At 66.1% G+C, this 23,295-nt stretch carries 25 protein-coding genes; 10 read left to right on the top strand and 15 right to left on the bottom strand.

The features are described 5' to 3' along the window. Window positions 1-192 precede the first annotated feature (192 nt). A complete protein-coding gene (locus C1A30_RS01420) occupies window positions 193-915 on the bottom strand; it encodes a DUF1906 domain-containing protein (protein ID WP_101946495.1) in 723 nt (240 codons plus the stop codon). A 232-nt stretch (window positions 916-1,147) separates the two neighbouring features. On the opposite strand from C1A30_RS01420, the gene C1A30_RS01415 reads away from it, so the two are divergent. Genes C1A30_RS01415 through C1A30_RS01400 form a run of 4 tightly spaced genes read left to right on the top strand, consistent with a single transcriptional unit; the run spans window position 1,148 to window position 5,050 of the window. Continuing rightward, window positions 1,148-2,227 (top strand): ABC transporter ATP-binding protein, encoded by a 1,080-nt coding sequence (locus C1A30_RS01415; RefSeq protein WP_101946494.1) that lies wholly within the window; start codon window positions 1,148-1,150, stop codon window positions 2,225-2,227. Between the two features lie 2 nt (window positions 2,228-2,229). Beyond that, complete coding sequence (locus tag C1A30_RS01410) at window positions 2,230-3,432, top strand: ABC transporter substrate-binding protein (protein ID WP_200828126.1); 1,203 nt, start codon at window positions 2,230-2,232, stop codon at window positions 3,430-3,432. Further along, on the top strand, window positions 3,411-4,250 hold the full coding sequence (locus tag C1A30_RS01405) for an ABC transporter permease (protein WP_101946493.1): 840 nt from the start codon (window positions 3,411-3,413) through the stop codon (window positions 4,248-4,250). Before C1A30_RS01410 ends, C1A30_RS01405 begins: the two co-directional genes overlap by 22 nt. Then, window positions 4,250-5,050, top strand: a complete 801-nt coding sequence (locus C1A30_RS01400) for an ABC transporter permease (protein ID WP_101946492.1) — start codon at window positions 4,250-4,252, stop codon at window positions 5,048-5,050. Before C1A30_RS01405 ends, C1A30_RS01400 begins: the two co-directional genes overlap by 1 nt. A 3-nt stretch (window positions 5,051-5,053) precedes the next feature. Here the strand turns inward: C1A30_RS01400 and C1A30_RS01395 are convergent, their stop codons facing one another. Next, window positions 5,054-5,797, bottom strand: a complete 744-nt coding sequence (locus tag C1A30_RS01395) for a MerR family transcriptional regulator (RefSeq protein WP_101946622.1) — start codon at window positions 5,795-5,797, stop codon at window positions 5,054-5,056. 339 nt (window positions 5,798-6,136) lie between these two features. On the opposite strand from C1A30_RS01395, the gene C1A30_RS01390 reads away from it, so the two are divergent. Further along, the gene (locus C1A30_RS01390) at window positions 6,137-7,408 is read left to right on the top strand and encodes a nitrate/nitrite transporter (protein WP_101946491.1); all 1,272 of its coding nucleotides are present in this window, start codon (window positions 6,137-6,139) and stop codon (window positions 7,406-7,408) included. Window positions 7,409-7,411: 3 nt separating this feature from the next. Here the strand turns inward: C1A30_RS01390 and C1A30_RS01385 are convergent, their stop codons facing one another. Both C1A30_RS01385 and C1A30_RS01380 read right to left on the bottom strand, forming a co-directional pair. Beyond that, a complete protein-coding gene (locus tag C1A30_RS01385) occupies window positions 7,412-7,831 on the bottom strand; it encodes a ChaB family protein (RefSeq protein ID WP_101946490.1) in 420 nt (139 codons plus the stop codon). A 69-nt stretch (window positions 7,832-7,900) separates the two neighbouring features. Continuing rightward, entirely contained in the window at window positions 7,901-9,163 is a 1,263-nt protein-coding gene (locus C1A30_RS01380; RefSeq protein ID WP_101946489.1) for a low temperature requirement protein A, read from the bottom strand. A gap of 33 nt (window positions 9,164-9,196) precedes the next feature. Here C1A30_RS01380 and C1A30_RS01375 point away from each other — a divergent pair, with 33 nt between their 5' ends. The 4 genes from C1A30_RS01375 (at window position 9,197) to C1A30_RS01360 (ending at window position 12,169) form a co-directional block, all read left to right on the top strand. Beyond that, the gene (locus C1A30_RS01375; RefSeq protein WP_101946488.1) at window positions 9,197-10,234 is read left to right on the top strand and encodes an NAD-dependent epimerase/dehydratase family protein; all 1,038 of its coding nucleotides are present in this window, start codon (window positions 9,197-9,199) and stop codon (window positions 10,232-10,234) included. Between the two features lie 45 nt (window positions 10,235-10,279). Beyond that, a complete protein-coding gene (locus C1A30_RS01370) occupies window positions 10,280-10,849 on the top strand; it encodes a transcriptional regulator (RefSeq protein WP_101946487.1) in 570 nt (189 codons plus the stop codon). A 152-nt stretch (window positions 10,850-11,001) separates the two neighbouring features. After that, window positions 11,002-11,424 (top strand): PPOX class F420-dependent oxidoreductase, encoded by a 423-nt coding sequence (locus C1A30_RS01365; RefSeq protein ID WP_101946486.1) that lies wholly within the window; start codon window positions 11,002-11,004, stop codon window positions 11,422-11,424. After that, window positions 11,411-12,169, top strand: coding sequence for a 2-C-methyl-D-erythritol 4-phosphate cytidylyltransferase (locus C1A30_RS01360; RefSeq protein WP_101946485.1), 759 nt, complete (start codon window positions 11,411-11,413; stop codon window positions 12,167-12,169). The genes C1A30_RS01365 and C1A30_RS01360 overlap by 14 nt, the downstream gene beginning before the upstream one ends. Here the strand turns inward: C1A30_RS01360 and C1A30_RS01355 are convergent. From C1A30_RS01355 to C1A30_RS01325, 7 genes are all read right to left on the bottom strand, one after another. Further along, window positions 12,147-12,806 (bottom strand): 2-C-methyl-D-erythritol 4-phosphate cytidylyltransferase, encoded by a 660-nt coding sequence (locus C1A30_RS01355; RefSeq protein WP_101946484.1) that lies wholly within the window; start codon window positions 12,804-12,806, stop codon window positions 12,147-12,149. The genes C1A30_RS01360 and C1A30_RS01355 overlap by 23 nt on opposite strands. After that, window positions 12,806-13,783 carry a patatin-like phospholipase family protein gene (locus C1A30_RS01350; protein ID WP_101946621.1) on the bottom strand — a complete coding sequence of 326 codons (978 nt, stop codon included), beginning with the start codon at window positions 13,781-13,783 and terminating at the stop codon, window positions 12,806-12,808. Before C1A30_RS01350 ends, C1A30_RS01355 begins: the two co-directional genes overlap by 1 nt. Window positions 13,784-13,817: 34 nt before the next feature. Further along, a complete protein-coding gene (locus C1A30_RS01345; protein WP_101946483.1) occupies window positions 13,818-14,402 on the bottom strand; it encodes a hypothetical protein in 585 nt (194 codons plus the stop codon). Then, entirely contained in the window at window positions 14,399-15,229 is an 831-nt protein-coding gene (locus tag C1A30_RS01340; protein WP_101946482.1) for a hypothetical protein, read from the bottom strand. Before C1A30_RS01340 ends, C1A30_RS01345 begins: the two co-directional genes overlap by 4 nt. 147 nt (window positions 15,230-15,376) lie before the next feature. Next, window positions 15,377-16,825, bottom strand: a complete 1,449-nt coding sequence (locus C1A30_RS01335; protein ID WP_101946481.1) for a FadD3 family acyl-CoA ligase — start codon at window positions 16,823-16,825, stop codon at window positions 15,377-15,379. 51 nt (window positions 16,826-16,876) lie between these two features. Further along, window positions 16,877-18,067 (bottom strand): amidohydrolase family protein, encoded by a 1,191-nt coding sequence (locus C1A30_RS01330; protein WP_101946480.1) that lies wholly within the window; start codon window positions 18,065-18,067, stop codon window positions 16,877-16,879. Window positions 18,068-18,103: 36 nt separating this feature from the next. Beyond that, window positions 18,104-19,663 carry an AMP-binding protein gene (locus C1A30_RS01325; protein WP_101946479.1) on the bottom strand — a complete coding sequence of 520 codons (1,560 nt, stop codon included), beginning with the start codon at window positions 19,661-19,663 and terminating at the stop codon, window positions 18,104-18,106. A gap of 80 nt (window positions 19,664-19,743) precedes the next feature. On the opposite strand from C1A30_RS01325, the gene C1A30_RS01320 reads away from it, so the two are divergent. Then, window positions 19,744-20,457 (top strand): enoyl-CoA hydratase/isomerase family protein, encoded by a 714-nt coding sequence (locus tag C1A30_RS01320; RefSeq protein ID WP_101946478.1) that lies wholly within the window; start codon window positions 19,744-19,746, stop codon window positions 20,455-20,457. A gap of 48 nt (window positions 20,458-20,505) precedes the next feature. Here C1A30_RS01320 and C1A30_RS01315 read toward each other — a convergent pair whose 3' ends face one another. The 4 genes from C1A30_RS01315 to C1A30_RS01300 are packed head-to-tail and all read right to left on the bottom strand — an operon-like array spanning window position 20,506 to window position 23,261. Beyond that, window positions 20,506-21,015 (bottom strand): VOC family protein, encoded by a 510-nt coding sequence (locus C1A30_RS01315; RefSeq protein ID WP_101946477.1) that lies wholly within the window; start codon window positions 21,013-21,015, stop codon window positions 20,506-20,508. Continuing rightward, window positions 21,012-22,034 carry a zinc-binding dehydrogenase gene (locus tag C1A30_RS01310; protein ID WP_200828125.1) on the bottom strand — a complete coding sequence of 341 codons (1,023 nt, stop codon included), beginning with the start codon at window positions 22,032-22,034 and terminating at the stop codon, window positions 21,012-21,014. The genes C1A30_RS01315 and C1A30_RS01310 overlap by 4 nt, the downstream gene beginning before the upstream one ends. A 1-nt stretch (window position 22,035) precedes the next feature. Further along, complete coding sequence (locus C1A30_RS01305; protein WP_101946476.1) at window positions 22,036-22,839, bottom strand: SDR family oxidoreductase; 804 nt, start codon at window positions 22,837-22,839, stop codon at window positions 22,036-22,038. Then, window positions 22,836-23,261 (bottom strand): nuclear transport factor 2 family protein, encoded by a 426-nt coding sequence (locus C1A30_RS01300; protein ID WP_101946475.1) that lies wholly within the window; start codon window positions 23,259-23,261, stop codon window positions 22,836-22,838. Before C1A30_RS01300 ends, C1A30_RS01305 begins: the two co-directional genes overlap by 4 nt. Window positions 23,262-23,295: the final 34 nt, after the last annotated feature.

The raw sequence follows: 23,295 nt of genomic DNA, 5'->3' as shown, positions 1-23,295 counted from the left end.
GGTGGTTACGGTTGAGTAAGGACAACAGCGCAGATCAAGGCAGTATTGTTATGTAATCGTTATGTAAAAATTCTGCGCTCTCCGGGCAGCGGCGTCGTGGCAAGCAGAGTCGACAACCGAGGCGATTCTGTCTCCCCACGACCGCTGGCTACCGGAAGAAGTTTGCTGACTTTGCTTACTGATCGGTAAGGTTTAGTCCCATTGGCCGAATCGCGGCTTGAGAATGTGGTTGATGTCCACCCCGACGCCGCTCACCTTCTGCTTGTCGATCTCCACCTGATGCAGGTGTGCGGCGGGGTGCGTGAAGCCCTTCGGTGAGCCCCAGTTGTGCTGCCAGAAATAGGAACCCAGCCCGTCCTGCAGCGCCCAGTCGATGGTCTTGGAGTTGGCATAGACCCCGACGCGCTGATGTCCCAGCACCGACTCCCAGCCCCGCAAATACGGCGCGACCTGCGTCTTGTACTGGTCGTAGCTGGGGTCGTCGTCGATAGACGCGTAGATCGGCGCGCCGTACGAACCGCCCGCCGCGACGTGTAACTGCCAGCCCCGCTTGGCATGTGCGATCCCGGCGCTCTGCCCGCCCAGCCAGTCCGCGGTGTCCTGCTTGCCGTACTGGTAGCAGGACACGATCTTCATCCCGTTCTGATACAGGTCACGCGCCTCGGGCAGTTGGATGGGCTTGCCCAGCATCCAGGCCCCGCCTGGGCGCCGGTCGGAGACGTAGCGGATGGCGCCGAGCGCACCGGATGCCCGCAGATCGTTGGCCCTGATCACCCCCGCCGCGTAGTCCAGCAGGATGCCCAGCGGCGCGGCCGAGGCCTGCGCCGGCGAAACCGCCTGCAGGCCCGCGCCGAGACCGAGCACGGCGGGCGCCACGGCGGCGTATTTGAGCACGTCGCGCCGGGATACTGCCACGTGCCACAGAATATGACAGGAGCATCAATTTTCACCTCAACGCCACTGGTCACATCTGTATCAAGATTCGTAAGGGACCCTGCGCCGCGAGACTGGAGTTACCGCGCGGAAGTTCGAGTGGGCTGCGCGACAACTACAGTCTCGCGGATACGGAACCAGTGGTCCGCCACGGCCTCGATCACGAAATCCGCGTTCACGATGCGCCCGCACCGATGAATTCCTACGATGAGCCATGCCCTCGCCGACGGTCAGCTCACAGCCTGTGAATGCGACTGTTGCGGTTGACGATCCGCAGATCGAGCTGGTCGGGGTCCGCAAGACGTTCGGCGACGTGGTGGCGGTCGAGGGCGCCGACCTGAGGGTGGCCGACGGCGAGTTGTTCGCGATCCTGGGCCCCTCGGGTTCGGGAAAGACCACGGTGCTTCGGATGATCGCCGGGTTCGAGCAGCCCACCGGGGGCGTGATCAAGCTCGGCGGGGTCGACGTCACCGCGCTGCCTGCCCGCCACCGCGACGTCAACACGGTGTTCCAGGAGTACGCGCTCTTTCCGCACATGACCGTGGCGCAGAACGTCGAATACGGGCTGAAGGTCAAGGGCGTGCCGAAGGCCGAGCGCAGGCGCCGCACCGCCGACGCGCTGGACATGGTGCGCCTGACCGGCCACGCGTCGCGCAGGCCCGCCCAGTTGTCGGGGGGTCAGCGGCAGCGGGTGGCTCTGGCCCGTGCGTTGGTAGGCCGGCCCAGGGTGCTGCTGCTCGACGAGCCACTGGGCGCACTCGACATGAAGCTGCGCGAGCAGATGCAGGTCGAACTCAAGTCGATCCAGCGCGAAGTGGGCATCACGTTCGTCATCGTCACCCACGACCAGGACGAGGCCCTGACGTTGTGCGATCGGCTGGCCGTTTTCAACGACGGGCGGATCGAGCAGATCGGCGTCGCCCGCGACGTGTACGAGAATCCCGCCAACCGCTTCGTCGCCGATTTCGTCGGCACCTCCAACGTGCTCGACGGCGCGGCTGCCGAGGCGCTGATGGGCAGGCCCGGCATGTTCGTCATCCGGCCCGAACGCATCGGGGTGTTCCGGCCCGGCACCGATCCGGTGCCCGGCGTGCGGACGGTCGAGGCCACCGTGTCCGAGGTCATCTACGCGGGCCCGACCACTCGCATCGCTGCGGTCGCCGCGCCCGACGTAACACTCACCGCCACCGTACTGACGGCAAGCACCTGGCTGCCGCCCGACCTGCACCATGGCACACCAATCACGTTGGCCTGGCCCGAAAAGGCCGTTCATCAACTGAAAAGCGAGGAGTAGTCATGACATCCACGCCCGCGCGACTCGGCCTTGCGCTCGTCGCCTGCGTCACCCTGGTTTTGGGGTTCACCGGCTGCTCGAAATCGCAGGAGGCCGGTGGCGGCAACGGCCAGTCGCCGCCGAAGATGGAGCCCTTGTCGGCAGTGGGCAACGGCGAAGGCCAGCTCAACCTGATCGCCTGGGCCGGCTACGCCGAAAACGGTTCCAACGACCCCAAAGTCGACTGGGTGACCCCGTACGAACAGCAGACCGGCTGCAAGGTCAACGTCAAGATCGGCAACACCTCCGACGAGATGGTGCAGTTGATGCGCAGCGGTCAGTACGACGGGGTGTCCGCCTCCGGCGACGCCACGTTGCGGTTGATCTACGCCGGTGACGTGGCGCCGGTGAACACCGATCTGGTGCCCAACTACGCGACCATTTCGTCGTTCCTGAAGGACAAGCCGTGGAATTCGGTGAACGGCCAGATGTACGGGATTCCGCACGGGTGGGGCGCCAACCTGTTGATGTACAACATCGACGTGGTGCGCGATGCACCGAACTCGTGGTCGGCGGTGTTCGACGACGCGGGCAAGTACAAGGGCAAGGTGACCGCCTACGACTCCCCCATCTACATCGCCGACGCGGCGCTGTACCTGTCGAAGACGAAACCTGATCTCGGCATCAAGGACCCGTATTCGCTGACGCCCGAACAACTCGACGCCGCAGTCGATCTGCTGAAGAAGCAGCGCGAGAACATCAGCGAGTACTGGTCGGACTACACCAAAGAGGTGCAGGCGTTCGAGTCGGGGACGTCGGTCATCGGCACCACGTGGCAGGTGATCGCGAACACGATCGGCACCGACAACAAGGTTCAGGTCAACACGGTGCTACCGAAGGAAGGCGCCACCGGATGGTCCGACACCTGGATGGTGTCGTCGAAGGCCGCACATCCGAACTGCATGTACAAGTGGATGGACTGGATCTCCTCACCGGAGGTCAACGCCCAGGTCGCCGAGTACTTCGGCGAGGCGCCCGCGCAGACGAAGGCATGTGAACACACCACCCAGAAGGACTTCTGCGACATCTACCACGCCACCGATGAGAAGTTCGCCGCAGAGATCCACTACTGGACGACGCCGCAGAAGCACTGCGTCGACGGCAGCGGCGACAATTGCACGGCCTATCAGGACTGGGTCGACAAGTGGCAGCAGATCAAGGGCTGAAACACCGGTTATCGCTGGCGTTCCTGCTCGTTCCGCCACTGGCGTGGCTGCTCTTGGCGTATCTGGGTTCGCTTGCGGTGCTGCTTGTTTCGGCGTTCTGGACCACCGACACCTTCACCGGCGCGGTGGTGCGCGAATTCACAAGCGACAACGTCGTGCACGTCGCGACCGAGGCGGTGTTCCGCATCGCCACGGTCCGCACCGTGGCGATCGCGTTGGCCGTCACGGTGCTCTGTGCGCTGCTGGCGGTGCCGCTGGCGTTCTACATGGCCAAGATCGCGTCACCGCGGGTGCGACTGGCGTTGGTGGTCGCGGTGACCACCCCGCTGTGGGCGAGCTATCTGGTCAAGGCCTACGCGTGGCGAATGCTGTTCTCCCCGGAGGGGCCGATGGCGTGGGCGACGGGGTACAGCCCGGGCTACGGACTGACCGCCACCGTGGTCACGCTGACGTATCTGTGGCTGCCCTACATGGTGATCCCGGTGTTCGCCGCGTTCGAACGCGTGCCTGACGCGCTCATCGACGCCAGCTCCGACCTCGGCGCCTCGGACTCCTCGACGCTGCGAATGGTGGTGGCGCCATTGGTGTTTCCCGGTATCGCGGCAGGCTCGATCTTCACGTTCTCGTTGTCGATGGGCGACTACATCGCGGTGACGATCGTCGGCGGCAAGACCCAGATGCTCGGCAACATCATCTACGGCCAACTCGTCACCGCCAACAACCAACCGCTTGCGGCGGCCCTTTCCATCATTCCGCTGATCGCGATCATCGCGTACCTGTTGGCGATGCGACGCACCGGTGCACTGGAGAACGTGTGATGTTGTCGACGCCGGCGCGACGAGCGGTACGGGTGTGGGTGATCCTCGTACTCTGTTTCCTCTACGCCCCACTGCTTCTGGTGGTGATCAACGCGTTCAACGCGTCGCGGACGTTCGCGTTCCCGCCAAGCGGTTTCACATTGCAGTGGTGGATCGACGCGGCGAACAGCCAGGGCATGTGGACGTCGTTGGCCAATTCGGCGTTGGTCGGCCTCGGCGCGACGGCGGTCGCGCTCGTGCTCGGCACGATGGCCGCGTTCGCCGTGCAGCGCTACGACTTTTTCGGCCGCCACGTCGTGAGTTTCCTCGTGGTGCTGCCGATCACGTTGCCCGGCATCGTCACCGGCATCGCACTCAACGCGACGTTCACCTCGGCGCTCGGCGTCACACTGGGCCTGGCCACCGTGATCGTCGGCCACGCCACGTTCTGCATCGTGATCGTCTTCAACAACATCCAGGCCCGGTTGCGGCGCCTTGGCACCCATTTCGAGGACGCGTCGGCCGACCTCGGCGCATCACCGTGGCAGACGTTTCGGTACGTGACGTTTCCGATGATGCGGGGCGCGTTGCTGGCCGGTGCCATCCTGGCCTTCGCGCTGTCCTTCGACGAGATCGTGGTCACCACCTTCACCGCGGGCCCGACGGTCCAGACACTGCCGATCTGGATCTTCGGAAACCTGTTCCGCCCCAACCAGGCTCCCGTGATCAACGTGGTCGCTGCCGCGCTCACAGTCGTCGCGATCATTCCGGTGTGGCTGGCCCAGCGGTTCGGTGGCGACCCGGCCGCGACGAGGGTGTAGCCGCTACTGCTCTGTCGAGTCGCCGCCCAGCAAGATGCCCGCGGTGAACTCCGAGACGGCCGTGACCAAACGTTCGCGCACGGCCTCGCGCACCCTGTCGGCCACCACCTTGTCGCCCAGATCGCGATAGTCCAGCACGATGCGACTCACCTCCGCCATCTGTTCCGGCTTGGGCACATGCCGCGCGCCGAACCGTGACTCGTACAACGCCTCCAGCGTGTGAACGAGATCGACGGCGACGGCGTCGATGGAGTCCCGGGTCGCTTCCAACATGCGCACTATCGCCCGCGCGTAGAGGACGGGTTCCGTGCTGCGCGCGACGATGGCTCCGATCTCGCTGTCCCTCAGCACCACCTCGCCGTCGACCACGTCGGCGATGCCGTAGTCGATCAGCTTGCGCGCCTCCTCGGAATCGGCGTCGAGGGTGGCGGCCCCCGGGTCGCTCGGCGCCCGCGAGGCTGGTTCGCCTGCCCGCGGGCCGAGCACTGCCCGCTGGATGCCGAGGATGTCGGCGAGATCGGCGCCCTGCCGCATGCTGGTGAAGAACTCCGCGATGTGCGCGGAGGTGAACCCGCGGCGGAGCAGTTGATTGATGGTCTTCAACTGCGACAGGTGATAGTCGTCGTAGTAGGCCGACCGACCGACTCGTCGCGGCGGGTCGAGCAGACCCCGCTCGCGATAGGCCCGGATGTTGCGGGCACTGACACCGGAGATGCGCGCCAGGTCGTCCAGGCGGTACTCAGCCAACGCGGCGCACCCCGGCGCGCTCGGCGTTTGCACCGCTACGACCCATGCGACCACTGTAGCCGCCGAAACCCGATTGCGAGCGAAGTCCAAGTCACCGCAATATGGTTTTGCTAGCTATGCGATACACACAGCTTTAACTGCCGCGATACCGTCACATCAACCGAGACTGTGACATAGCTGTGCGATTTCAGCCAACCCATTTTCCATCGAACGCCGCGGCCGGGGTGAGTGATTTCACGGTCGCCGAATTGGCGTCGACGCCGCTCGCTGGAACATCATGGAGCGACGGCGCGTTGCAGCATGCCGAGACACCAACTCCCCTTGAGCGAAAGGTCCTGCGTGCGTCCCTGGATTGTGTGGGCCACCGGACTGCTCGCGTACATCGTCGCCGTTCTCGATAGGACCACGCTCGGGGTTTCAGGCCTGGATGCCGCCGAACGGTTCAATGCCAGCCCCAGTGTGCTGTCGACGTTCGTGGTTTTGCAGGTGGTCGTCTATGCGGGCGCCCAGGTCCCCGCGGGCTTGCTGCTCGATCGGTTCGGCTCCAAGGCGCTGATCTTGTCCGGCGGCGCCGTGATGGCCTCAGGCCAACTGGTGCTGGCGTTCACCGAATCGCTGCCGACGGCCGTCGCCGCTCGCGCCGTCGTCGGCCTCGGGGATGCGGTGACCTTCATATCCGTGCTGCGGCTGGTGCCGTACTGGTTTTCGCCGAAGCAGGTGCCGCTGCTCACCCAGTTGACCGGCATCTGCGGACAATTGGGCCAAGTGCTTTCGGCGGTACCGTTTTTCGCGCTGCTGACGGGCGCGGGGTGGACGCCGGCGTATGTGTCGGTGGCGGCTCTCGGTGTGCTGTCGATTGTGCTGACCCTCGCGCTGGTCAGGAACACACCGAATGGTCCCGCGCTCCCGACGCAGATCAGCTCCGTTCGGGACACCCTCGTCAGCCTGAAGACCGTGTGGCTGCGTCCGGGCACCCGGCTGGGCTTCTTCACCCACATGGGCACGCAGTTCTCCGTCACGGTGTTCGCCTTGATGTGGGGTGTGCCGTATCTGACCGAAGCGCAAGGTCTTTCGGCCGGTGCGGCGGGCGCACTGCTGACCGTCTCCGTCGTCGCCGCCATCTCGGCTGGCATCGCCATCGGCATCGTCACCGGCCGCATGCCGCATCGCCGGTCACGCGTGGTGCTGGGCATCATCGCCGCGAACGCGATCGCGTGGACGGTCGTGCTGGCGTTGCCACATCGAGCGCCGATGTGGCTACTCGTGACTTTGATCGTCGTCATCTCGGTCGGCGGCCCCGGCTCGATGGTGGGCTTCGACTTCGCCAGGACGTTCAATCCGAGTTCGACGCTGGGCACCGCTCAGGGCATGGTCAACATGGGCGGCTTCGTGGCCTCGCTGTTGATCATGCAGGTGATGGGCCTGATCCTCGACGCCGCAGGCGACTTCTCCTTCGCCTCGTTCCGGCTGGCGTGGACGGTGCAGTATGCAGTGTGGGCCTTCGCAGTGATCGGAATCCTGATCACCAGGCGTAAGGCGCGCAGGCTGATGCGCGTCGAGGACGACGCGATGCTATTGGAGAGTGTCGAAACGCATCCGGCGGGCCGCTGAGACTCAGCGGTTGCGCGCCGTAGTGCGCCGGTTGGCCTTCTTGATCGCCGACACCAGTTCTTCCTTGCTCATCGTCGATCGGCCCGAGATGTCCAACTTGCGAGCCACTTCCACGAGGTGCTTCTTCGATGCGTTCGCATTGACACCTTCGGCGGTCTCGCCTTTCGGATTCCGTCCGCCGCTGCGGGCCCGCGAATCCGACGGCCCCTTCTGCGATTTCGGCTCCCAGTGGTCGCCCACCTTTTCGAAGCTGTGCTTCAACGCGCTGTACGCGACGCGATGCGCGCGCTCACCTTCGCCGTACTCTTTCGCCGCCGCGTCATGAGCCTTGGCGAATGTGCGCTGCGCCTTGGCAGACGACTTCTGCAGGGTGCTCGGCAACTCACTCTTCTTGGCAGCACCGCTCTTGGATGTCTTCGGCATGGTGGCTCCTCAGTCGAGTCGTGCCCTGACGCTTACCCGGATGGCATCCAGGCAAAACCGCTCACGACGTCACTCGTCGAGGTTTCTGGCGATCGCGTCGGCGGCGTGCCGATGTCCGCGCGTCTCATAGCCGACCACGGTGACCATCGGCGCCAGCGTGACGACCAACAGGCAGTTCGCCATCGAGATGCCCGCGGCCGCCAGCCACACCGCGACCCCGAGCACCGCGGCGGTCAACACCAGCAGCAGCACGTGGAACGGATCCACGATGCGCGCCAACCGTGCATACAGCGCGTAGACCGACAAGATGTAGATCCCCACCGGCACGGCCACGGACAACACGGTTGGAACGGAGCCGAGTTCGGAATGGTGCTCGATGTAGTACGCGGCGGCGTGCAGACCGGCCCCAGTGGCGACGATGGCGGCGAACGTGACGATGTGGAAGTAGCCGAAGAAGAACGACCGCTCCCGGTGGGCATGCAGCAGATCGGCCTGCGGCGCCACGAAATACGTCCACCACATGCCGAAGGTGAGCCCGATGCCCGCCACCGCCACGAAGATCGCGTCGTACGACCAGCCCTGCGCGCCCACGGCCGCCGACACCGTTGCCACCGTCCCCACCACACCTTCGCCGAGCGCGATGATCGTCAGCAGGCTGTAGCGCTCGGTGATGTGGTGGGCGTGCCACGGCGTCTTCGCGATGCGGGTCTCGGCCAGCAGCGGGCCGAGCAGCTCGATGCCGATCAGCACGACCACGACTGCGAACGTGGCAGCCAGCGAGGTGTGCAGGAAGATGGCGGCGGCCCAGCCGATCTGCGCGACGGTGACGGCCGTGGCGTAGGTCAGGCACGCCGCGCGTCGGCCCGGGTCCTGTTTGGCCGCGCGTAACCACTGCCCCACCAACGCGATCCGCATGATGACGTACCCGGCCACCATGACCTCGTTTGCGACGTGGCCGCCGTGTTCGATCGATGCGTACATCTGCGGTAAGCCGAGCGCCAGCACGATCACGCCGACCATCTGGAGCATGGTCATCAACCGGTAGATCCAGTCGTCGGTGTCATAGGCCGACGCGAACCACGCGAAGTTGATCCAGGCCCAGCAGATCGCGAAGGCGGCGAAGGAGAACCCGAGCAGTCCGGCGCGGACGTGGTCCTCGGCGAGCATGTGCGCGTACTCGCTCGCCGCGATACCGAACGCGACGACGAACGTCAGGTCGAACAGCAACTCCAGCGGAGTGGCCACCCGGTGCTCTTCGTGTGGGTCGCGCCCGGTCATCCTGCGGATGCGATGCGCATGCACCGCCGGCCGCTGCGGTTGCGCCTCCGTCATCGATCCAGTCCTCTCACAGCTACATTTCACCCCATGGCGGGCGGCAAGAAGTTGGTGATGGGCGCAAGTGGATTCCTCGGCTCCCACGTCACCCGACAGTTGGTGCAACGCGGCGACGACGTGCGGGTCATCCTGCGCCCGACCAGCTCGACGCAGGGCATCGAGGACCTGGTCGAGACGGGTGCGGTCGAGTGCCGCTACGGCGACATCTTCGACGACGACGCGGTGCGCGCGGCGATGGCCGGTTGCGACGACGTCTTCTACTGCGTCGTCGACACCCGCGCCTGGCTGCGGGATCCGGCTCCGCTGTTCCGCACCAACGTCGACGGTCTGCGCCGCGTCCTTGATGCCGCGGTGGATGCCGACCTGAGGCGGTTCGTGTTCACCAGCACGATCGGCACCATCGGGATCCCGGCCGAGCAGCGACCCGCCACCGAGGAGGACGAGTTCAACTGGGCCGACAGGAGCAGCGGCTACATCCGCTCGCGGGTCGAGGCGGAGAACCTCGTGCTGTGCGCGGTCTCTGAACGCGCATTACCCGCTGTGGCGCTGTGCGTTTCGAACACCTACGGGCCCGGTGATTGGCAGCCGACGTCGCACGGTAAGCAAATCGCGCTCGCTGCGGCGGGCAGGCTGCCGTTCTACGTCAAGGGGTGGGCAGGCGAAGCGGTGGGGGTCGAGGATGCCGCCGAGGCGCTGCTGCTGGCCGCCGAAAAGGGCCGCAGCGGCGAGCGCTATATCGTCTCGGAGCGGTACGTGGAGGTGCAGGAGCTGTACCGGACCGCCGCGGAGGCGGCGGGCGTCGAGCCGCCGCGGTTCGGCATGCCGCTGTGGGCCATGTACGCCATGGGGTACGCCGGCGACGTGCGCACCGCGCTTGGCCGCGACTCCCAGCTGACCAGTCGCAGCGTCCGGCTGATGCACATCTGGCCGAAGCTCGACCACGGGAAGGCCGAGCGGGAGCTGGGATGGCGGCCGGCACCGGTGCTCGAGTCGGTCCGCAGGGCGGCGCAGTTCTTCCGGGAGAACCGGCGGCGGCGCCGACCTTCGCGTCCGCAAAAAAACAGGTAGTGGACTACGCATGCCATCACCGGCTAACGGATCGACGATCGACGTGTGTCGGATGAATTTGCGCTCAAGCTGCTCGGACAGTTCTCCCTCCAGCGCGGTGAGGAGGTGGTGGAGCTACCTCCCGCGTGCCAGCGGCTGATCGCCCTCGTCGCGCTCAAGCGCAGGCCGGTGCACCGGCTGTGGGTATGCGCGATGCTGTGGCCGCATGCGCAGACCCGGCGCGCGATCGCGAGCCTGCGCTCGACGATGTGGCGGCTTCGCCCGGTCGGCGCCGATCCGCTGCTCGAAGTCGATCCTCAGTACATCGCGCTGGCGTCAGACGTCTCGGTGGATTGGCACGACGCCGTCGACCAGATCGAGCACCTGCTCAACGCCGAGGCGCCCGTCGACCCGCAGTTCGTGGCCGATCTGCTTCCGCTGCTTCGCGCCGGTGAGCTTCTCGACGGCTGGTCCGAACCGTGGGCGCACGCCGAACGTCAGCGTTACCGCGCCACCCGCAAGGCGGCGCGCGACGCGTTGAGCGGCGGATCGGAAAAGCAGGTAGCCGCCTACGCGTGTGGCTCCATGCGGTCGGCACATACGCTTCATTCCATCCGGAAGTCCAAGAACGACTAGAGAAGACCATGAACGCGCTACTGATGATCTGCATGTCCATCGGCACACCGCTTGCCGCACTGGGCCTGTACGACCTGCAGGCGCGGCTGGAACGCTGGGACTACAACCGTCACGCCGAGGACTGAACCGTCGGCGCGGTCTACTGTGATGGCGTGGAAGAACTTTCCGACGATGTCGTCGAATTCCTGTCTGAAGGCACTCGCACCGGACTGCTCGGCTACCTCGCATCCGACGGCCGACCGCTCGTGGCGCCGGTGTGGTTCGTCGTGGACAACGGTGAGCTGGCCTTCAACACGGGTAAGGACACCGCGAAAGGTCGTGCGCTGACGCGGGATCCGCGGGTGGTGATGTGTGTCGACGACTCGCAACCGCCGTACTCGTTCGTACAGGTCCAGGGCATCGCGACCATCAGCGAAGACCCGCAGGACGTGCTCGACATCGCGACAAGAACCGGTGGCCGCTACATGGGCGCAGAAAGGGCGCAGGAGTACGGCAGGCGCAACGGCGTACCCGGTGAGCTCGTCGTGCGCATCAAGCCGACCAAGGTGATCAAGGCGTTCAATGTCGCAGAGTGACCGCCTCGGCGCCATCCGAGGCCGTTCTCCCGCAACGCAATCCACGCCATGTGCAGTCGGCGTGGTGCTGGCGGCCGGCCTCGGCACGCGTGTCGGCGCCGACGGCAACAAGGCGTACCTGCCGCTGGCTGGCCGCAGCATGGTGGCCTGGTCGCTGGCCGCGGTAGCCGCCGTCGACGAGATCGCCAGGACGGTGTTGGTGTATCGGAAAGGTGAACTGGACCTCGCCCGCGACACCGTCGCCGCCGAGTTGCCCGGCACGGCGGTGAAACTGGTCGAGGGCGGCGACACCAGGCACGCCTCGGAGTTCAACGTGCTGCGCTACCTCGCCGACGACATCGAGTCCGGTGCAGTCGACGTGGTGCTGATCCACGACGCGGCCAGGCCCTTGGCGGCCAGCGCCATGTTCGTCAGTGCACTGTCGCTCGCGCGCGAGTTCGGCGGCGCGATACCGGCGTTGGCCACCGCGGACGTGGTGCGGCAGGGACCTGCCGGAGTCGAGGCAACCGACGGTGCACTGGTGCGGGTGCAGACCCCGCAGGCGTTTCGCGCCCGACCTCTGCTGCGCGCATACCGTGCCGCCGACGCCGACGGATTCGAAGGCACCGACACGTCGTCGTGCATCGAGAAGTACACCGACGAGCAGGTCCGCACGTTCCCCGGCGACGAGGCCAACCTGAAGGTGACCTACGCCAAGGACATCGCCGTCGCGGCCCGACTGCTCACTGTGTCCGGCAGGCGATGATCGCCTCGACATAGTCGGTGCCCCTTGGCAGTTCGACGGCGAACGCGTCGGCATCGCCCTCGACGAACCTCACCGGCGTCGTCGTGTGCAGCGCTTCACCGAGTTCGTCGAAGTCGTCGGTCCTGCACTGTCCCAGCAGCCGGGTCAGTTCATCGACGGCGAACCCGCGCGGATACTGCACCACCCGCAGCAGCGAACGATCGAGGGTGCCGGTCACCGACCCCAGCTCGTCGACGGTCTTCACGCTGTCGGTCACCGGCAGCATGGGCATCGCCACCGAAGCGCCTGCCCGTAACGCTTCAATCACCCTGTCGGACAGGCTTGTCGGAGCCAATGGCCTGCGGATGTCGTGGATCAGCACCTGACGCGGCGGATCCGCGAAGGCCTGCAGCGCGGCGGCGATGCATCCGGCTCGCGAATCCGGACCCGTCACCGTCACCACGTCGATCGACGACAACCCTTGGCCCGCAAGCGCTTCCCGCGCCCGATCGGCCAATGATTCGGCGGCGGCGACCACCGCGGCACCACGCATCGTGCGGGCAACGCGCACCAACGGCGTCTCCCCCGCCAACGGCACGAACGCCGCGTCCGCCGACGTCGCATACAACGGCAGGATCGCCGCCAGATCGCCTGCCATCAGCGGAAGCGGTCGAGGTAGGCGTGCCAGTTCCAGCCGGCCAGGAACTGCTCGGCAGCGGCGTACCCCTTCACGTACTGCGCTTCGATCTCGTTTTCAGAGATGTCGAAGTCGAGGAAGCCGACGTCAGTCGAGTCCACCCGGATGGTGCGCGCACTCACCCATGGCTCGTTCAGGTAGGCCTGATCGCGGCCGACCAACGCCGTGGTGATCACGTCCTCCAGCAGGTGCGGTGCGCCAAGCATCCGGATCGGCGCCAACGCGGGAATCACCTTGTCGTTGCCCTCCGGCAGGTTCGGCAGCACGGTGACGCCGAAACTGGGCCAGCGCGGTCGCCGCCCGTCGTGGCGGTCCAGCGAATCGATCGGGAAGTTCGACAGGATTCCGCCGTCGACCAACGTGGACGTCAACCCGCTCGCGGCGGTCAGCGTGACGGGGCGGAAGAAGAACGGGATCGACATCGAGGCGCGCACCGCGTCAGCGACTGACTGCTCGTCGGGATCGCGACCGTAGACCCGACGGTAGTCCCAGGGCAGCCGGACCAGTTGGCCCGTCGTCACGTCCGCGACGGTGACGACCAGTTTGTAGCGCCGCTCGGGCGGCAGCTCGTCGTCGTCGATGGCCAGGTCGCCGAACGTACGCACGCCGAGATTCGCGAGTTCGCTGCGCACCCAGTCGTGGGCGTAGTCACCCTTGTAGATGCCGGAACCGCGCAGCACCGCCAGCGACGGGCCGAGCAGCGGCACCCGCTCGACGGGACCGGCATCGGTGAACTTTCGGTAATCCAGTTGCAGGGCAAGCTGTTTCACCTCGTCGGGGGTCAACTGGTCGCCCATCGCCGCGGCCGCCAGGATCGCGCCGACGATGGACCCGGCCGACGTCCCCGAGACGCGTTGGGCGCGATATCCGCCGTCCATCAGCGCGACGACGGCGCCTACCAGCCCGATTCCCTTGACGCCGCCACCCGACAGCACCATGTCGGCAGGCTTCGGATCCGCCACGGCGCCGACGCTACACGGGATCGAACGACGAAATCAGCCAGGTGTCGTTGACTTTCTTCAGACCCACCTTGACCGCGCTCGCGGCGAACGCACCGTCCGGGTTCTCCTTGCTGGTGGTGTTCTGGTTGATGAACACCAACACCACGGCGGAATCCGGGTGCATCTCCGACACCGCGGCCCGCACGACGGCCGCGGTGGTCTTGACCGCCTTCTGCTTGGCTGCCGGTGTGACGATCTGCTGGGTGAAATTCGTGTAGTACGACAGGAAGTCACCCGTCAGATGGGACTTCGCATTGGCGAAGTCCTTGTCCAGACTCTCGGGCGAGTACGACAGCATCGCCACCGTGCCCACCTTCGCGGCGTCCAGTGCGACGTTGGCCGCCGCATCGTCGGTCTGCCGGTCGGCGCGGTACTGGTTGAAGTACAGCCACGCGGTGGCGCCGCCGGAGGCGAGCAGCGCGACGGCCAACACGATCGCGCCGATGCGCCCCACCACCGCACGCCGAGTTGCGCTGAGCTTGGCCGGCTTCGATTCGGCGGTGTCCGTTGCCTTTTCGTCGACGTCGGTCACGGCGTCGGTATCCTCCGCGGTCACGGCACGAACTCCACTTTCGACATCTTGATCTGATCGCCGACGCGCTCGAGGTCGACGGACAGCCGCCAGGTGCGTGGTTCCTGTTTGGCGCCTGCGGCGTTGGTGACACGTGAGCTGGCCGACACCAGCACGACGGCCGAGTTGTCGGTCATCGACTCGACGCCGGTGGCGTTGACGGTGACCTCGGTGATCACCTTCGAGTCCTGAGTGACCTTGATGAAGTCCTCGGCCTGATTCTTGAAGTCGTCGTGGAACTGACCCGTCGAGTTGTCGATGATCCGCTGGACGTCTTCCTTGGCGTTGTTGAAGTCCAACGACATCAGCGTCACGACACTCTGCCGGGCGGCCGCCGCGAACTCCGCGCGGTTCTGTTGTTCGGCGGCCTGGTGCCGGTGGTTGATCACCATCAGCACGCTGAGCGTGATGAACGCCGCTGTGCACGCGATGGCGACCACGGTGGTGAAGATCTTGAGTATCCGCAGCAGCAGAGCGCCCCGTGTGCGGACCGGGGCCTCAGTTTCCTCGACCTTCTGAGCCTCGTCGTCGGTGACCGCCACACTGGGTTCGATCAGTTCGACGGCTTCGGAAGCCTCGGGCTCGTCGGCCTTGGAAACCTCGGGCTCGGCCTCTGCCTGCCGCCGCAGCCGGATGGCACGCGCCCTGGCGCGCGCAGCCGCCGCAATGGCCTCCGCCTCCGCGGCCTCCGCTTCGGCTTCCTCGGCAAGTGCGAGCGCATCGGCCGCATCGGCCGCGCGTTCAGGTTCGTGCGGCGGCGCCTCGACGCGGTCCGCGTCGATCACCGACTCGCGGCGCCTGAAAGACGGCACAGCGACCTCCTTGTCTGCTGCAAAGCTCTACTCAATACGAGAATGGCATTATTCATTTTTGAGTATTGCCGCGAGGATACCCCATCCCCGACCCGGGACCTCTGCGCCGTTTCCTGCGGAAATGCTATTTACGCGCTGTGCGGGCGCTCAGCGCAACTTGTCTTTCATGACTTTGCCAGTGGCGTTCAACGGTAGCTGTTCGAGGAACTCGACGAACCGGGGCACCTTGAATCCGGCCATCCGCTCCCGGCTCCATGTGATCAACTCGTCCCCGGTCAATCCGGTTTTCCCGGGCTTGACGACCACGAACGCCTTGCCCACCTGACCCAGCCGGTCATCGGGAACGCCGATCACCGCGGCCTGCGCGACGGCGGGGTGTTCCATCAAGAAGCCCTCGATCTCGGCGGGGTAGGCGTTGAAGCCGCCGACGATGAACATGTCCTTCTTGCGGCCGACGATCCGCAGCCTGCCCGACTCCGTGAAGGTGCCGAGGTCCCCGGTGTGCAGCCACCCGTCGGCGTCGATGGCCTCCGCGGTCGCGACGGGGTCGTCGAGGTAGCCCTGCATGACGCCGTAGCCGCGTACGAGCACTTCGCCGTCATCGGCGACCCGCACCTCGATGTCCTCGCACGGCAGCCCCGCGGTGGTCGCGACATCCTCGAACGAGTCGCCTGGCCTGGACAGCGTCACGTTGCCCGCCTCGGTCAGCCCGTACCCGGTCATCAACGTCTGGAACGGGAGTTCGTCGTGTATCCGGCGGACCAGTTCCACCGGAATGTCCGCGGCGCCCGTGACGCCCGCCCGCAGGGTCGCGAGTTTGTCCTTATCTGTCACTGCCAGCAGCGAGTGGTACAGCGTCGGCGGCCCCGGCAGCATCGTGATCCGTTCGGTGTCAACGAGTTCCACGACACGGTCGATGTCGAACGCGGCCACAGGCACCATGGTGGCGCCGCGCAGGAACGACGCGATCAACCCCGCCTTCAAGCCGAAGGTGTGGAAGTAGGGGTTGATCATCAGGTAGCGGTCGCCCTCGCGAAGGTCCGCGAGCGTGGCCCACTCCTCGTACATCCGCAACGTCTGGCGGTGGTTCATCTTCGCGCCTTTGGGCCGTCCGGTGGTGCCCGAGGTGAAGATGATGTCGGAGATGTCGGCACCGTCGACCGCCCGCTCGAAAGGCGCGCCGCCGGACAGGAAATCGGATTTCAGGTCGATCGCCGGGATGCCCGCCGGCGCGCTGAAGTCCTGGCCTAGGAAGCCCTTCTGGATCAACACCGCCTTCGCGCCGCTGCGGCCGATGACGTCGGCCGCCTCGTCCGTCTTGAACCGAGTGTTGACGGGTACCAGCACGCCGCCCGCGGTGAGCAACCCGAACGCCGCGATGATCCACTCGGCGCAGTTCGGCGCCCAGATCGCGACCCGGTCACCCTTCTGCACCCCGAAGTCGTTGAACGCACCTGCCGCGCAACGGATCCGAGCGACGAGTTCAGTGAAGGTGAGGCGCAGCGGACCGTCGACGACCGCTTCCGCGTCGCCGAAGCGGTCCGCCGCGCTCAGGACCATCTCGGGGATGGTCGCCCACGGTTGTGGCTGGGTCATCTGGCGCCGCTCCTCATCGGGCGCTTGCGCCCTTGATCGTCGCAGCGCGCCTCACACCGTGACGAGCCGGTCCAGGTTGCCGCCCATGATCTTCGCCTGATCCTCGACCGACAGATGCTCGAGCGCCGTCACGTAGTGGGTCGGCTCGGCAAGGCCTTCCGGATGCGGCCAGTCCGAGCCGTAGAGCACCTGGTCCACGCCAACCAGGTTGATCAGATCGTCGATGCCCTCCTCGTAGAACGGGCTGACGTGGATGCGGTTCTTGATCTCCTCGACCGGGTTGCCAGGGAAGCTCTCAGGCGTCTTCTTGTACACCTCGGCCATCGAATCCAGAAGCGGGAACATCCATTTCGAACCCGCCTCAACGATCGCTACCTTGAGGGTCGGGAAGCGGAACAGCGCGCCGTGAATCACCCACGAGGCCACCGCGTCCTGGATGGGACGCCACTCGTTGAGGATCGACATCGCGTTGGTCTGGAACGGCAGCATCTCCTGAGCCGCCCCGTCCCATTCGGAGGTGTAGCGCGAGTAGCCGCTGTCGGAGGAGTGCATGCCGATCAGCACGTCGTACTCGACGCACTTCTGCCAGAACGGATCGAACTCGGGCAGCGCGAACGACCGCGGACCACGGAAGCCGGGCACCGGCGCAGGCCGGATCAGGATGGCGCGTGCCCCACGCTTGACGCACCATTCGAGTTCCTCGATCGCCTTCTCGACGATGGGCAGGGTGATCACCGGCGTGGTGAAGATCCGGTTCTGGTAGTTGAAGCCCCACACTTCGTCGAGCCACTGGTTCAGCGAGTGGATGATCACGTGGATCGCGACCGGGTCGTCGCGCAACCGCTCCTCGATCAGGCTGGCCAACGTCGGGAACATCAGCGAGCGGTCGACGCCCAACTCGTTCATCAGTTCCAGCCGCGGACCCGGTTCGAAGAACGCTGGGATCGAGCGCATCGGCTCGCCGAACAGTTCGCGCTTGCTCTTGCCCTCAGGGTTGCCGAACTTGAAGTACTCCTCCCACGCGCCCGGCCTGGCGACCACCGAGAACGTCGGGTTCGGAATGTAGTTGCTGATCACACCGCGCAGCGCGATCTTGGTGCGGCCGTTGACCTCGACGTACTGGACGACGTCCTGGTACTCCTTGGGCAGGTATTTCGTCAGCGCCTCCGGCGGCTCGTACAGATGGTTGTCCGCGTCGAACAGCGGAAACGGTATGTCGACCCGGTGCGACAGTTGCCCCATTGGAACACTCCTTTTCTCGTTGCGAGAATCATATTCTCACTTTTGACAAGCCGCAATATCCTGCCGGGCCGCCGCCACGTCCGCGCGGACGCGGAACTTCTGCACCTTGCCGCTGGCCGTCCGGGGGTAGTCCTCGACTTGGTGCAACTCCTCCGGGCACTTCTGGGCCGCGACGCCTGCCCGCTTGAAGTGCGCACGCACCTCGTCGATGGTCGGCATCGCGTGGCCGGCCCTGATGCGCAGCACCGCGGCCGTCCGCTCGCCGAGCCGCTCGTCGGGCGCGGCCACCACCACCGCCTCCACGACGCTGGGCATGGCGAGCAGCACCTCTTCCACCTCCAGCGCGCTGATGTTCTCGCCGCCGCGGATGATCACGTCGGCCTTGCGGTCGGTGATGGTCAGGTAGCCGTCGTCGTCGAGCACGCCGACGTCGCCGGTGCGGTACCAGCCGTCGGCGTCGAACGCCTTGGCCGTCAGCTCGGGATCGGTGTAGCCGAGGCACAGATCGGGCCCGCGGCTGAAGATCTCGCCGTCGGGTCCGAGCCGGATCTCCACGCCGGGGCGGGCGTTGCCGTCGGTGTAGAGCCGCTTGTCCTCCGGCGCGGTGGGCGCCGACCCGGTGATCGACGGGTGTTCGCTGCTGCCGTACGACCGGAAGACGAACATGCCGAGATCGGCAAGCCGCCGGGTGACCGCCGCGGGCACCGTTGAGCCGCCGAGGCCGACGGTCGTGAAGTGGCTCATGTGCTCAGGCGTGCAGTCCGGGTGGTCCAGCAGGCTGGTGACGAAGTACGGCGGGCCGCCGCCAATCGAAAGGCCCTCGCTCTCAATGAGTTTGAGCACCTTGCCGGGGTCCCACACGTCGCACAGATCGATCGGTGCGCCTTCCAGCACCGGGATCAGGAAGGCGCCCAGCATGCCGATGAAGTGGCCGACCGGGGTGGCGGTGAGTTGCCTGCCGCGATCCTCCGGGTAGTTCTCCAACAGCTGGCGCGTTTCGAAGCCCAGCGTCTGATGGCTGTGCACAACGCCTTTGGGATTACTGGTGGTGCCGGAGGTGAAGGCGATCAACGCCGGACTGGCCGGGTCGGTGGCCAATGTGCCCTCGAGCGGTTCGTCGGCAAGCAGTTCGTGGTAGTCCCTGCCGACAAGCCCGACGATCGGGATGTCCGCGCAGAGGTCGGGCGCAAACTGCATGCGGCCGAACTCTTCTGCGGTGATGAAGACCCGCGGCTTGGCCGTCCCGAGGATGTGGGTGAGTTCCTTGCGCCCGTAGAAGTGCACGATCGGCACCGTCACCGCGCCGAGGAACGTCGACGCCCAGAATGCGGCGGCCGCCTCCATCCAGTTGGGCAGTTGCAACGCCACCACGTCGCCGGGGCCCACGCCGCGGGCATGCAGGCCGGCCGCCAACCGTCGCGCCTCCAACTCGACGTCACGAAACGTGCCCGCGAACGGGCGGACCGACGAGTGCACGTGGAAACCGACGTCGGGGTTGTCCTTCAGTCCGCGCGCGACGAGGTCACCGAGGGTGTCCTGGGTCCACCACCCCGCCTCCTGGTAGCGCTTGGTCAGCTCAACAGGGATTTCTCGCATGCGTTCCGCAGCACCTCCACTCCGCTGCGATGCTATTCTCCGCTAGAGAGAATGCCAATACCGCAGACGGAGAACGCTTGATGGTCGACCTCGAGTTGGACGACGGTTTGGCGGTCATCACCATCGACCGCCCGCACGCCCGCAACGCCATCTCACTGGAGACCATGGATCAGTTGGAGAAGGCGCTTGACGGGGCAGTCGGTGCCAAGGCGCTGGTGCTCACCGGCGCCGGTGATCGCGCGTTCGTCTCCGGCGGCGACCTGAAGGAACTCAGCGCGCTGCGCACTGAACACGAGGCGGCCTCGATGGCGTTTCGGATGCGCACGATCTGCGATCGGATCGCAGCGTTCCCCACCCCCACCGTCGCGGTGCTCAACGGCCATGCCCTTGGCGGCGGCGCCGAGTTCGCGGTAGCGGCCGACATCCGACTGGCCGCCGACGACGTCAAGATCGGCTTCAACCAAGTGGCGTTGGAGATCATGCCGGCATGGGGCGGCGCGGAGCGCCTCGTCACGCTCGTCGGCTACAGCAAGGCGCTGCTGCTGGCAGGCACCGGCACGGTGCTCGACGCCGCCGAAGCCGAGCGAATCGGCTTGGTGGACAAGGTGTTACCGCGCCCCACCTTCGCCGACGACTGGCGTGGCATCGCCAAGGCGCTGGCGAGCCTGCCAGCAGGCGAGATCAAGCGCGTGATGAAGGGTGTCTCCACCACGGAGGCCGTCACGGCGTTCGCGCGGCTGTGGGTGGCCGACGAGCATTGGGCGGCTGCCGAAAAGGTCCTCAAGAAGCAGTGATTTGTGTGCGTTGACGAGCGGTGAGCGCTCCGAAACGCACACAAATCGCTACAGAATCGGGTTGGTGCCGTCCCAATTCGCCGCGGCGTCGCGGATGAATTCGGCGCTGGCTCGAGTCGTCTCGGTGAGTTCGGAGATCTCCACGACCGGGGCCGGGCTGTTCGGCGGCTCGACGTAGGCGAAACGCACTCCGAAGTTTGCGCCGCCCGACCACACCACCGGCCAGCCGGCCTCCTCGACCGCCTTCATGGTGGCGTCGAAATCTTCGGTCCAGTACGCCAATTGGTGGTAGCCGGGGCCGTTGGCCGCCAGGAACTCCGTGAAGATGCTCGGGGTGTCGTCGTGCTGGCAGATCAGCTCGATCTGCATCTCGCCGCTGTTCGCCATCGCCAACGACAGCGTGGTCTCGCACGGCCCGCCGCGATACGACGCACTCATCGGCAAGTCACGGATGACCACCCACGGGGCGACCCCCAACTCGACCCAGCCTGCCAGTGCCTCGTCGAGATCGGTGACCACGTAGCCGATCTGACGGATCGGACCCGGAAGCACACTCATGACGCGGTGGGGTGGACGACGACGCGTGGCGGTCCCTGCGACTTGCGCGCCGCATCGATCGCGTCGGGTACCTCGTCGAGACCGATCACCCTGCCGATGCTGGGCAGTGTGTCCAGTCGACCGCTGACCACCGCGTCGAGCGTGCCGTACCAGTCGACGGGATGCGGGCCGCCGCCGAATTGAACGGTCGCACCCTTGTGTGTTGCCGCGGTGACGGACACCGAATCGTTGCCGTACCAACCGCCCGCGGCGAAGATCCGGGCCAAAAACTCGCAGGATCCGATGATGTCACTGAGCAGACCCGGTGCACCCACGCATTCGAAGATGACTTGTGGCTTCGGAATCCCGTTGTCTGCGGCCACTTCCCGCCACACGTCATACGGTGAGCGGTCGGCTGGATTCACCAACACATCGGCGCCGAACTTGCTGGCGTATTCCAGTCGGTCGACGTTGTAGTCCGACACGATGACGGGGCCGACGCCCCGCGACACCAGAGCCGCGACCGCGGACAGGCCGATGGCGCCCGCGCCGATGACGAGTGGCAGTTCGCCAGGTCCGATGGCCGAACAGCGAACGTAGAACTCCCCCACCGCGAATGCGTCGACCACCGCGACGGCGTCGTCGGGCACACCGTCGGGCACCGTGCGCGCCAACACTTCCGACACCAGCATGAGCTGGCCGAAGGCCCCCGGTGCGTCCGGATCGTGGCCGATCACATGCGGTTCGGCGCCGTGGCGGATCAGCAGCGGCAGGCTGCTGACGCGTGACCCGATCGGGAAGTCACCCGAGCAATCCGGCCCGTGGCCGACGACCTCGCCGATGAACTCGTGTCCCATCACGGTGTCGCGGCCGGAATCCCAGACGAATCGCGGCGCCGAGTTCGGATGATCCATGTAGTGGACGTCCGAGGCGCAGATCGCCGCGCTGAGCGGCCGGATCAGCAACTGGCCGGGCCCTGGCACGGGATCGGCCGTCTCGCGGACCGTCAACCCGCCGTCACGTAGCACCACCGCCCGCATGTCAGGCGTTCCTCCTGGATGCGAAATCCAGTGAGGCCGTGGTCATCATCTCGACGAGCGCGCGCCGGTCGATGGTCCACACCGCGGACGAGGCCGCGCGGTTGTTCTCGCCGACCACATGCACAGGACCGTTGCCGATGTTCGCGATGATCTCGCCCGCCACGTCCTCGGGCAGCATGTGCGCGGCCGGGTCGTACTCGATGCCCATCCGCGCAAAGGCCGGGGTGTACGTCATGCCGAGCGGGGTGCAGCAGACGTCGACGCCGTGCGGTCGAAGCTCGGCCCACAATCCTTCGGCGAAGTTGTGCTGGAAGGCCTTGACCGCCGAGTACATCGCCAGCGTCGCCGAACCGGCCAGACAGGCCAACGACGAGACGAGCACGATGCCGCCGCGACCGCGCTCGCGCATGGCAGTACCGAAATGGTGCGCCAGTACGGTCGGCCCGATGCAGTCCAGCTTGATCTGCTTGAGTGAATAGTCGAGTTCGTTGTCCAGGAAGGCGTTCGTCCGGTCCGACGCGCCCGCGTTGTAGATCAACAGCCCCACCTCGAGGCCGTCGGTCGCAGCGGCCACCGTCGCGCCCGCATCCGGGTCGGTGAGGTCCTGCACGACGACGCGCGTCTGCACCCCGTGGTCCTCGCGGGCCCGAGCAGCCACCTCGTCGAGCAGACGCCCGTTGCGCGCGATCAACACCAGATCCACACCCCGCGCGGCCAATTGGTCGGCCAGGGCCGCGCCTATCCCTTCGGAGGCACCCGCGATGACGGCCCACCGGCCGTACTTCTGCCCGAAATCTCCGGTCATGACCGAGCGCCCGATGCGGCGCCTGCGTGCACCCGCGCGATGCTCGTCGTGCGCTGGGAGATGCGCCAGCCATCGGACGTCCGGACCAGCTCGTCGTCGTAATGTCCCAGCGCCTCAACCCAACTGGCCGCGTCGTCGGGGATCGCCTGCAGCACAGCGTGGACGTAGCACCGCGCCGTCGCACGGTCACCGTCGACGGCGATGGTGAAGTTGGTCAGCCGGTGATACGTCGGACCCATCGCGTCGTGGAGTTGCTGCATCAGGTTGGTGATCGCGTCGGCGCCGGAGTAGCTGCCGACTTCGCCGTAGTCGACGTCGACGTCCTCGGTCCAACAGGTGTGCAGCAGCGCCCAGTCCTTGAAATCGATTCCGGTGGCGTAGCGGACCAGCACGTCGGTGATCTGCTCCCTATCGGCGTCCACGGGCCGAGGCTATTTCATGAGTTAGACTCAGGTC

The organism is Mycobacterium sp. 3519A, assembly GCF_900240945.1.
Taxonomy (GTDB): domain Bacteria; phylum Actinomycetota; class Actinomycetes; order Mycobacteriales; family Mycobacteriaceae; genus Mycobacterium.
This window is presented reverse-complemented; position numbering and strand designations above follow the sequence as displayed.